The sequence below is a fragment of the Anoxybacillus andreesenii genome, assembly GCF_030813005.1.
GTDB lineage: Bacteria > Bacillota > Bacilli > Bacillales > Cytobacillaceae > Robertmurraya > Robertmurraya andreesenii.
The window spans coordinates 94,867-106,012 of record NZ_JAUSTU010000003.1 but is presented as its reverse complement, the minus strand read 5'-3'; the positions used below and the strand labels follow the sequence as shown (position 1 = coordinate 106,012).

10 protein-coding genes are annotated in these 11,146 nt (G+C 41.9%); 8 read left to right on the top strand and 2 right to left on the bottom strand.

The features are described 5' to 3' along the window. The first annotated feature begins 34 nt into the window (after positions 1–34). Both J2S07_RS04190 and J2S07_RS04185 read left to right on the top strand, forming a co-directional pair. Positions 35–274, top strand: a complete 240-nt coding sequence (locus J2S07_RS04190) for a hypothetical protein (protein ID WP_307149154.1) — start codon at positions 35–37, stop codon at positions 272–274. Between the two features lie 322 nt (positions 275–596). Then, positions 597–1,598, top strand: coding sequence for an LLM class flavin-dependent oxidoreductase (locus J2S07_RS04185; protein ID WP_307149153.1), 1,002 nt, complete (start codon positions 597–599; stop codon positions 1,596–1,598). Positions 1,599–1,876: 278 nt separating this feature from the next. Here the strand turns inward: J2S07_RS04185 and J2S07_RS04180 are convergent, their stop codons facing one another. Continuing rightward, entirely contained in the window at positions 1,877–2,503 is a 627-nt protein-coding gene (locus tag J2S07_RS04180) for a glycosyl hydrolase family 18 protein (RefSeq protein ID WP_307149152.1), read from the bottom strand. Positions 2,504–2,735: 232 nt separating this feature from the next. Here J2S07_RS04180 and J2S07_RS04175 point away from each other — a divergent pair, with 232 nt between their 5' ends. The 6 genes from J2S07_RS04175 (at position 2,736) to J2S07_RS04150 (ending at position 10,022) form a co-directional block, all read left to right on the top strand. Continuing rightward, a complete protein-coding gene (locus tag J2S07_RS04175) occupies positions 2,736–3,764 on the top strand; it encodes a PP2C family protein-serine/threonine phosphatase (RefSeq protein ID WP_307149151.1) in 1,029 nt (342 codons plus the stop codon). 98 nt (positions 3,765–3,862) lie between these two features. After that, positions 3,863–5,125, top strand: coding sequence for a trypsin-like peptidase domain-containing protein (locus J2S07_RS04170; protein WP_307149150.1), 1,263 nt, complete (start codon positions 3,863–3,865; stop codon positions 5,123–5,125). Further along, the gene (locus J2S07_RS04165) at positions 5,125–5,859 is read left to right on the top strand and encodes a PP2C family protein-serine/threonine phosphatase (RefSeq protein WP_307149149.1); all 735 of its coding nucleotides are present in this window, start codon (positions 5,125–5,127) and stop codon (positions 5,857–5,859) included. The genes J2S07_RS04170 and J2S07_RS04165 overlap by 1 nt, the downstream gene beginning before the upstream one ends. 12 nt (positions 5,860–5,871) lie before the next feature. Continuing rightward, on the top strand, positions 5,872–8,310 hold the full coding sequence (locus J2S07_RS04160; RefSeq protein ID WP_307149148.1) for a protein kinase domain-containing protein: 2,439 nt from the start codon (positions 5,872–5,874) through the stop codon (positions 8,308–8,310). 3 nt (positions 8,311–8,313) lie between these two features. After that, complete coding sequence (locus J2S07_RS04155) at positions 8,314–8,898, top strand: FHA domain-containing protein (RefSeq protein WP_307149147.1); 585 nt, start codon at positions 8,314–8,316, stop codon at positions 8,896–8,898. Between the two features lie 122 nt (positions 8,899–9,020). Next, positions 9,021–10,022, top strand: a complete 1,002-nt coding sequence (locus tag J2S07_RS04150) for a glycosyltransferase (RefSeq protein WP_307149146.1) — start codon at positions 9,021–9,023, stop codon at positions 10,020–10,022. A gap of 37 nt (positions 10,023–10,059) precedes the next feature. Here J2S07_RS04150 and J2S07_RS04145 read toward each other — a convergent pair whose 3' ends face one another. Continuing rightward, on the bottom strand, positions 10,060–10,980 hold the full coding sequence (locus J2S07_RS04145) for a redoxin domain-containing protein (protein ID WP_307149145.1): 921 nt from the start codon (positions 10,978–10,980) through the stop codon (positions 10,060–10,062). Between the last annotated feature and the right edge of the window lie 166 nt (positions 10,981–11,146).

Sequence of the window (11,146 nt, the reverse complement as noted above, 5' to 3'; positions counted from 1 at the left end):
ATGTACAAAATTTATCGTATTAGGAGGAAACAGCATGAGTACAAGTTGTTCAAATTTAACAGATGGGAAAGCCATCGTTGATCACGTTAAATTCAAGAAAAAGGATCATATGGCACCAAAGGTCAAGCATGAAATAAACTGTGATTGCGGTGAAACCTTTGTATTTGAGCGCGTGATTATGAATTGCCCAAACTGTGGAATGACTTATGCCGTCACTCCATGTAGCTCAGCCGACATTAACAATATTAAGCAGGCAGGAATTCGATATGCCTAAAGAATGGAAGCAAATCTCTTAAATTGGAGGTTTGCTCTTTTTTTGCGGTTTGAAGCAAAAAAATTTGTTTCCCTAACCACAATTGATAAGATAGGAGTGAAATTGATTTTTTTCTACGGATGTTAATTTTGGAATGGCCCTAGTGCCGTCCATTCCGTTTCAAATTTGGTTCACATTACGCAATACATAGAGTAACTGGGCCTTTCCTCCCTCATTTAAATTGTTAAGTAGTAGGAACATCAATTTCTTTTAATATGTATTGCTCAGTATCAACAAAATTGTGAAAAGCCCAGTGATTCACCAATAGAAAGGACATGAAAAAATGGCAAATATTCATATACCTGTATCCGTCTTGAATCTCGTTCCTATTCGTCAGGGACAAGGTGCAAAAGAGGCCATTGAAGCGATGGTTGATCTTGCACAGGCCACAGAAGATATGGGCTATACTCGTTACTGGATTGCAGAGCATCATAATTCAGAGACACTGGTCAGCTCTGCAACATCCATATTAATAAAACATGCGTTGGAGAATACCGCGAAGATTCGCATCGGTTCCGGTGGTATCATGCTGCCGAACCATTCCCCTTTGGTAGTGGCAGAGCAATTCGGAACGATGGCAACGATATATCCGAATCGTTTGGATTTGGGGCTTGGTCGGGCACCAGGGACGGATATGCTGACAGCTAGCGCCTTAAGACGTTCTAAAAATGATTCTGTCTTTACCTTTCCTGAGGATGTCAATGCACTGCTTACTTATCTTGGTCCGGAGGAACGCCAAGGCTATGTGAAGGCTTTCCCAGGTATTAATACAAATATTCCAATCTACATTCTCGGATCTTCAACGGATTCAGCCTATTTAGCAGCAAAGCTTGGCTTGCCTTATGTATTTGCTTCCCATTTTGCCCCAAGATATATGGAGGAAGCGATCTCGATCTATCGCAGTCGTTTTGAGCCGTCTGAGTATTTATCTGAACCTTATATGATAGTCTGCTTAAATGTGATCGGCGCTGAAACTGATGTGGAAGCACAATTCGAGTTAACGACGATGCAGCAATTTTTCTTAAATATCGTCCGCGGAACGAAGAATCCCTTGTCTCCTCCAGTAGAAAGCATGGATGGTATCTGGACTCCGGCTGAAAAGGAAATGGCCTCAGGTATGACAAGTGTATCTTTTGTAGGAAGCAAAAATACCATTCGGGAACAGCTAACCGCATTTCAAGAGAAATATGATATCAATGAAATTATGGCAGTTTCTTATATTTTTGACCCAGATAAGCAAAAACGTTCGTATGAGATTCTAAAAGAAGTCGTGGATGGAAAATGAACCTCTCATCAATAAAGTGACGCATATTGTGGTGAACATATAATCATAAACGACAAAGCAGGATGGTAATAGCCATCCTGCTTTGTTTTGGGAGTCACTTTATTTTTTTGCTAGCTTCTCAAGAAGAATTTCTTTAGCCAAGGTTTCTATCAAACTATTTGGACCTTTCGCATCGAGTCCAACCTCCCAAAGCATCATTCCACCAAACCCATGGGAGAGGGCCAATTCTGCTTTTTGGCGGACTGCTGCCGTACCATTATAATGATAAACGGTTCCGTTTAGGTAACCGCAATCGACAGCTCCTTATTCTTTTGATCGAGCGTTTGATTTAGATCTTTCATAAAGGTAGCCAGATTTCTAGCATCTTCAAGCGTCCGTGGATGCTCAAAATCAATGTCAATTCCATCTAAATTCTCCTGATCTACTATCTTATTAATCTCTTTAATGAACCTTGTCCGCTTTTCGGCTGAAGAGATCGCCTCCCTGAAGTACGGATAGGACTCACCACCTTGAATATTGTACCAGCCACCAATCGCTAGTATAGCCTTTGTGTCTGCTTCATGGGCTTTCGAAACAACCGTTGTTAAATTTTGCTCCGCCATTTCTCCATTCAATAAGAGTCCTCCATCATTTGTCGGATGAGCAAAGGAGAATATTACATGGGTTAAATCACGGTAGGGAACCATACTTGGATCACGATAGTCCTGCAAATAGCCTAATAGAACCTTTTCCTTCGTTTCTTTGAATCTAGGTATTTGCTTTTGCTCTGTATGGACCGATGATTGTGGGAGTTCACTATTTGATATATTCTGTGAATCCTCATGTGGAAATCGGGTCCCAGTTAAAAAGCCTCCAATAAAGGTAATACAAATTACCAGAAAAAGGAGGAGATTCCGTTTGATCATTGCTGTTTTCCTCCAATTAATCGTATTCCTTCTTACTTTATCAGAAAAATAATTGCTAAAGTGGAGGTAATTTATGCATGTTAGGGAACTGAAAAATTCCCTGTACATTCAAAAAAAATGGATAAGCAATTTATCCTAAATGGCACATACATATATGATTAAGGTCTTTTTTTATAGTGCCTTATTTTTATCTGTGAGTAATTTCAGACTAGAGGCAGAGGAAGTGATTCGAATGCGTTATATTCTGAGAATTTGTGGGATATTTCTGCTCTTTTTCTTCTTTCAGTCGTTCTCTGTAATCGTTTTGGCTAGCACAGATCGTACTAGTAATTTCTCTTCAATCGATGTCAGGCTCACTAATCTTCCCTGGTGGATATATGGAATTATTCTTGTGGTATTGATAGGTCTTGTTTTTGTTCTTTTAAGGAGAAAAAATCAGGATTTACAGAATCGCATTCCTATCAGGAGGGAAGAGCCTATAACAAAACGCAGGGAAAATCCAACCATCATTCCTGGAAATGCCCAGACAATAGGCAGTCGCGACGAGCAGCAGGATGCTTTCGGATTTTCGGATATTTATGATGATGCATTCATGCAAGAATTTGGTGTATTGGCTGTACTGGCAGATGGGATGGGTGGTCTACATGGAGGAAGGGAAGCCAGCCATGTTGCCGTTCAGGGCTTCCTAGACCATTACTCACAGTCTTCAGCCATTCCTTCTATTCCCCAAAAGCTTATTTCATCTCTAGATGCTGCGAATCAGTCCGTTCTACAATTTGCCCGTGAACAACGGTTGTTAGGGAATGTAGGGACTACTCTTGTCGCAGCGGTGATTTTTCAGCATGAACTTTATTGGATCTCTGTCGGCGACAGTCGCATTTACTTAATGCAGGGCGAATCGTTAACTCAGCTCACGAACGAACATAAATATGCAACAGAATTGGAGAAGAGAGCGGCCTTAGGAGAAATCAGCGAGGAGGTGGCAAAAAACGATCCGCAAAGAGAAAGCTTAACTAGCTTCCTAGGTTTGGAGAAGCTTGAGCAGGTAGATATTTCTGAAAAATCGATTTCCCTTCAAAAAGGAGATTCAATCATTCTTTGTAGTGATGGGGTCTATGGTTCATTATCGAACGACGAAATCTTGGAGGTCTGTCGGTATTTACCTACTCAAGAGTCAGCAGAGGAGCTAATTACACTTGTGTTATCTAAAAAAATCGTGAACCAGGACAACGCAACAGTCGCAATCCTTACTATCGATTAGTAGGGTCCAATCACAAGGTACTGCTTCATAAGCAAGGGAGCGGGCAGTACATTCCTAAATAAAAAATGCCACAATTTTAAACGGAAAGAGGGGAATGGATGGTGTTGCAAGGTATCAAAGAAAAAGGAAGGAATGTCTTAAAGTCCGCTTGGATCTTTTTTTCGCTTGTCCTGCTTTTATGCGCTGCAATTCCTGTCTCGGCCGAGACCCGTTCAATTGATGAACTCCGAAATAGTGTCGTTAGGATTATCTGCTATGGCACTGATGGGGGGATCTATATAGGGTCGGGATTTGCGGTTGGAAAAAGTGAGCCGGTTCGCCATATCGTTACAAATTACCATGTGATAGAGCCTAATCCAGAGGGCGTCACCATTTTGCTTTCAAAAGAGGACCAAATTGAAGCAAAGGTGATTGCTTTTGATCAGGTAAAGGATATTGCCGTGTTGCAATTAACCCAGGATTTGTATAAAAGACCGCCGATGGAAATTGGCGATAGTGAGACCGTGAAAGCAAGTGATGATGTCTATGCTCTTGGATTTCCAGGTGATGCCGATCTAATTGATGATACTCCTTCCGGCGATCCTGATGATGTCACCATCACAAGGGGAATTATTAGTAAAATCTCGACTCAGGGCGGTCGAGGAATCTTTCAGGTCGATGTCAATATTAATTCTGGAAACTCTGGAGGGCCGCTCTTAAATGAAAATGGGCAAGTCATAGGGATCAATACCTTCAAGGTAACCTCGGCATCAGGCATCAATGGTGCTGTCCGGATCGATGAGTTAATCCCCATTTTAGAATCACGAGGGATTGATTATTTAACAGGAAGCGTAGAAAAAACCGTAAACAAATCCCTCAATTCTCCCCAGGACCACTCAAATAAACTCATCTGGATTCTTACGATTGCTGGTGTCGGTTTCCTCGTTCTGATCATCCTGGTGTTGATCGTGGTCATGATGATTAGGAAGAAAGGCAATAGGCAACATCCGATTTCAAATCAATCTTCCCCTGTTCCACCTCCCCGTGTTAATGGTACGAAACCTGTTCTGATAGGTGTAACGGGATATTTTGCCGGTCAAACGCTCGAACTGGATCGAGGGGGCTTAACCATCGGGCGTGATGCTAACCAATGTCAGCTCATTTTTCCACCTCATATGGAAGAGATCAGTAGGAAGCACTGCACACTTCGGTTCGATGAGGTTAATTATACCTTTATGATCGAGGATAGCTCCTCGAACGGAACCTTTTTACAGTCTGGGGAAAAAATCCCGGAGCGGAAAATGACTGTATTACGTTCAGGTGATCGTTTTTATATAAGCTCTCGAGAAAATACATTCGAAGTTCGACTGGAGCGACTGTAATGCGCTTTTCTACAGCCATGCTTTCTGAGAAGGGTGGAAGAGAGGTCAATCAGGATTATTGTGATTTTCTAGTAGTTAGGGATCGCGGAATATGGGCTTTAGCTGACGGCTTAGGAGGCTCTCAGGGCGGGGAAATTGCAGCAAGGCTCTCTGTTCAAACGATGTTGGAACAAGTTGATGAGGAGCCCATCCTCTTGATCAAGGGTGGCTTAGCGGAGGCACAACGTCTTCTCCATGAAGAGCAAAAAAGATCACCGTTAAGACGATCGATGAGGACCACCCTCGTTGTTCTTGTTTGCAGTGGGGCTTCCGCCTATTGGGCCCATGTCGGTGACTCGAGACTGTATCATTTTAGAGCAGGAAAGCATATCTCACAAACAAAGGATCATAGTGTATGCCAAGCACTTGTTAATGCTGGTGAAATTTCACAAGAAGATATTCGATTTCATGAGGATCGGAACCGTCTATATCGGGTATTGGGCACAGAAGGTGAAGTGAAAGCAAGCATTAGGGAGGATGGGATACAGATTGAGCAAGGGGACGCATTTTTATTATGCTCTGATGGTTTTTGGGAATATGTGACGGAGGACGAGATGGTTAGAACAATAGAAAGCGCCTCCTCTCCTTCTGAGTGGCTTGAGGCGATGGAGTCAATTCTTAAATCGCGAATTTTAGAAAGACATGATAATTACAGTGCTCTCGCTGTTTTTGTAGAAAAAAATACAACAATGTGATGGGGTGAAAAAATGGCGGGGTATGAGCATCTTTGTTTAGGATGCATGGCAGATATTGGATCAGAATCAATTTGTCCCCACTGTGGCTGGAAGGTAGGCACAGCAGCAGAAGCACCACAGCATTTGCCGCCAGGAACGATTTTACAGGAAAAGTATCTTCTTGGAAGGGTGCTCGGTCACGGAGGCTTCGGCATTACCTATTTGGCTTGGGATTTGAACTTGAATATGAAGCTTGCAATCAAGGAGTATATGCCCCGTGACTTCGCGACGAGATCTGCAGATCAAACGATGGTTTCGGTTTTTTCCGGGGATCACGAAACCCATTTTGAAAATGGGCTCAGGAATTTCCTTGATGAAGCGAAGACGGTAGCCCAATTTAGTCACCATCCTGGCATTGTGGGGGTTCGGGATTTTTTTAGGGAGAATGGAACGGCTTATTTGGTGATGTACTATCTGGAAGGGATTGATTTCAAGCAGTATTTGGAATCACAGGGTGGTAAAATTCCCTATCAAACGGCCCTTAGAATCATGATGCCTGTCATGGATGCTTTAAGAGAGGTTCACCAAACAGGAACTTTGCATAGAGACATCAGTCCTGATAATATCTACATCACAGCTGAGGGACAGGTCAAAATCTTAGATTTCGGAGCTGCACGCCATGCCATTAGTGAATTTAGTAAAAGCATTTCCGTTATCTTAAAGCCTGGATATGCCCCCGAGGAACAGTATCGCAGCAAGGGAAAACAAGGTCCATGGACGGATATTTATGCGACAGCGGCTACTCTGTATCGGGCAATTGTCGGGGAGGTGCCACCAGAATCCCTTGATCGCCTAGAGGAAGATTCCATCGTCCCACCATCCTCTTTAGGCGTGGATATTCCAAAGCATGCAGAGGCTGCATTATTAAAGGCTTTATCATTAAGGGCAGCAGACCGGTTTCAAACAATGGAGGAGTTCCAGCAGGAGCTTTTGAAGGAAATGGATTTAAATGAGGAGCAGAATGTGACAGAGCCTCATCATCAATTTAAGACCGTTCCATCGGCGAGTGAGGCAAATATGCCAAAAAAGAAAAAGCCGATTTCTAAATGGGTTTGGATTGGTGGGGGTGCAGCAGTTGTCGCATTTTTATCGGTCGGGATTTTGGTCGTATTATTCTTAATTGGTTTGATGTTTGGAGGAGAAGAGCTAGCAAACTCTCCAGATCCTAGCACCAAGAAGAATCAAGCGATTGAAACTTTAAAGGAGCTTACGGTTCCAAACCTTGTCAACGCTTATGAGAAGGACGCAAAGGCTTTACTCACAAAAGAGGGCTTAAAGCTTGGAGAAATTACCTATGTCGAAAGCTTGTATGTGAAAAAGGGAGTTGTAACAAAGCAATCAATGGCTGCTGATGAGAAGATTAATGCAAACGATGCCATTAATCTAGAAGTAAGCAAAGGAATTGAACTCCCTATGGATGAGGAATCGATAAAGACACAGCACCTAGACATTGTCTATGATTATTGGGACGAAGGCTATAAATTAAACGAGGAACAGGACTATTTGGGTGCTCTTAAGTATTATATTCATGCTAGAGATATGGCAGAGATTATCTATAAAATGGATGGGAATTTTGATGCCCAGTATTCGATGGGTGTCTTAGATCGGAATATAACGTTGATGAAGCGAGTCTTAGGATATTATGAGTTTGCTCTAGCAGATATCGAATCAAGCGTAGCGATTCTAGAGGATTTACTGACAAAGGATCCTGTATTTAAAAAGGATCACAGTGAGCTGGCCAATTCCTACGGGGAGCTCTCCCATATTCAGTTCTTAAATCAAAGGCCAAATGATGCGATTACGTCAGCTAAAAAATCAATAGCCATCAATCCTGAAAAACTACTCTTTAAAGTAAATCTCGCCCATGCTTATTTATTTGCTGATGAGTTTGATTCTGCTGTATCACTTTATAAACAGCACCAAGAAGAGCTTGTGAATGACACGCAATCTTTTAAAGACGTTGTCTTAGAGGACTTTAAGTATTTCAAACAGGAAGAAATTCAACATCCTGATATGGAAAAAATAGAGAAAATGTATGCGAGTCCAGAAGCAGAAGTCTACACGGATGAGGATGAAATCCATATTACTATCTATGCCAATGGATTCGCGATTGAGGACGAGAATGTCGATAGTTATATGGTTACGATTGATCCCAATTCACCTGGTTACGCAGCGACTGAAAAAAGCATCAGTGATTTATTTGCAACCTATGATCAGTTTGTCGTTACCATTGAGAATATCGAAGTATTAGAGATTAATGGAGATGCTGCCAAGGCTAAGGTGGTCCAGGTGATCACCTATACAGATGGAACACAAAACTATGAATCTAAGAGTACGATGACCCATCATTTAGTTCGATCAGACGGACTTTTTAAGTGGCTAATTTCGTCTACAGATGTTGAAGGAGGGTAAAAGGTGAAGCGCTGTACCAACGGTCATTACTACGATGAAGCGAAGCATAGCTTTTGTCCCCATTGCGGGGTCAATATTGATTTGAACCTTGGGGTGACGATGCCAAAACGATCAATAGATGATGACCTTTCCAAAACAAAAGCATTATTTCCAAGTGGAACGGGGCAAAAAACGCCCCCCTCACAAAATGACGGGAAGACAGTCGCAGTTTTTCGAAAAGAAATGGGAATCGATCCCGTTGTCGGCTGGTTGGTATGTATTGAGGGGGCAAATAAAGGCAAAGATTACAGAATTCACAGTGAACGGAATTTCATTGGACGATCCGAGACCATGGATATTGTCATTGATGGGGACGATACCATTTCGCGTGAAAATCACGCCATCATCAGCTACAGTCCGAAAAAGAGGCTTTTCCGGATCTACCCCGGTGATTCTAGAGGGCTTGTCTACTTGAACGATGAGGAGGTCATTACGGCGGATGAACTAAAGATGTACGATATTATTGAAATTGGGAAAACAAAGCTTATGTTCGTTCCGTTTTGTGGTGAGGGATTTGAGTGGAATGAAGAAGGAATGAAGAAGGGGTGAGACCCATGATTGGTCTTGCCCTTTCTCCATTCTTTACAGGCTGAAGCGCTGCATGCCATAATGTTGATATCTGGATCGGGAAGAGCCCTTCCAAAAAGAACGCAACAAAAGGTGGTTTAACCATGACAAAGGTCGGTTTAGTAATGAGGAAAATTCAGTTCACGGAGGCTCAGGGTCCGCGCATATTTGCTGAGCGTCTGAAAGCGTTAGGGAAAGAGCTTGGTGTGGAAATCGTATTTATTTCACCGGAGCGTCATGTGAGCGGTTATGATTGGATTCAGGGCTATGAGCATGAAAAAGGTGATTTGGTGAATTATGATATTGTACTGGACCAAATCTATTCGCAAAACATTGAACATGTGATTTATACGGTGTCAGGCTTTACATACTTGAAAATGTTTTTGAAAAATAGTGTGCTGTTCCCACATAGCTTTCCTGACCCTGCTTTGACTGGTTATGAAATGATGAAGCCCTTTTATCAAATCGTTGATAAAGCAATTGTCCAAACAGAATTTTTGAAAAGGGAAATGGCGAGGAATTTTGGAGTTGAAGATGTCTCCGTGATCCCAATCGGCTTCAATGAAGAGCTGGCGCATCAATATTATGATCCAAGTCAGGTTGTAGACAATCGAATTCTCTGGATTGGAAGGGACGAGGAGAATCGACGACCGGATTTAGTCATTGAATATGCAAAGCAAAATCCCGATAAAGAGGTGTACATGGTTTTTGGCGGGGAGCGCTATCGTGAGAGCATGAAGAAATATGACATACCAAGCAATATTAAGCTGCAGTTTGCCTTAAAGCAGGAAGAGATTTTTGAATTGATGAATTCAGCGAAGGTGTATTGGAGCTGCTCGAGATTTGATACCTTCGCAATGCCATTAACCGAGGCGCTGGCGATGGGAAAAATCGTTGTCAAGCCCGAACATCCTTGCTATGATCATATTTCTGCCAAGTATTCTTTTTCTGGAAATGAAAAGAATTGGTTTGAGCTTGTCAATATGGCTGCTGCTGTGCCAATCAAGGCCTCCCAAGAAAATAGAGACTATGCATTTGAAGCCTTTTCAAGCACGGTGATGAAGGAAGGATACCGGAAATTTTTTGCTGAATGGTTGAGGAGCTGAAAGACAAAACCCACCTCGATTGGTGGGTCTTGTCTTTTTAGTCTAATTCATTAAGAATGTTCTCAATCATCCTTTTATCTATGGGACCGACAATTTTCTTTGATATGATTCCATTTGAATCAATGAAATACGTGGTTGGGATGGTAAAGGCTTTATATTTGGCCGATAGCTTTCCATTTTTATCTAAAAGAACTGGAAACGAGAGACCATACTCCTCAACAAATCTCTCAATCTCGTCGTAGCCATTATCCATATGAGTTAAATTAACCGCTAATATTTCAACTTCTTCATCTTGACGGTTCTCATAGAAATTTTGCATATGAGGCATTTCTGCTTTACAAGGCGGACACCAGGTCGCCCAAAAGTTTAAGATGACCTTTTTCCCTTTATAATCGGATAATTTTACAGAGCCACCTGCTAAGGTTGTCATGGTAAAATCAACAGCTGGATGACCTTCCTTTACCACTAACTCGCTTTTCTTAGGTTCCTCTTTAGAAGGGTTCTTCTCTATCTGCTCCTGCATCACAGCATCTTTAGCTTCTTTTTGTGCGTTTACAAAGTTCACGATGACGATCCCGATTGCTAATAGCAAAATGGCGATTGGGATCATTTTTTTAATCAGGATAAAAATCTGAGCCTTATTTGTAAATGAAAAACCATATTTTTTTCGAACGTATAAGAGGAGATAAAGGGAAACGACTACGAGGCCGAGAATATGACCAATCCTTCCTCCATTAAAATAAACAATCGATAGCGGCGTATCGAGAAAAAGTGAAAAATTTAATGGGATATAGGTAAGCTTCCAGGTCAGTAAGTAAAAAATGAAGCTATTCCAATACCAATCTCCAATCCTTTTCCTTGAAATAAGTCGATAAAGAAGTGCGATCGTAAATATGCCAATGACTGCGGCCAGCCAAACTGCCGGAATGGTTATTTTACCAATGGTTATGTATGTCATTCGAATCACCCTATACGTTATTTGAGGAAATATTTACTTAAGGAAACCATAACATTTGAATAAGGCTCACGCACGAAAATAGCTCAGTTTTAGCTGGAAACCAAAAAGCGATGGAGTAGGAGTTTTTAAGATGCCCCCACAGTAAGGATGTGGGGGCAATTTTCAT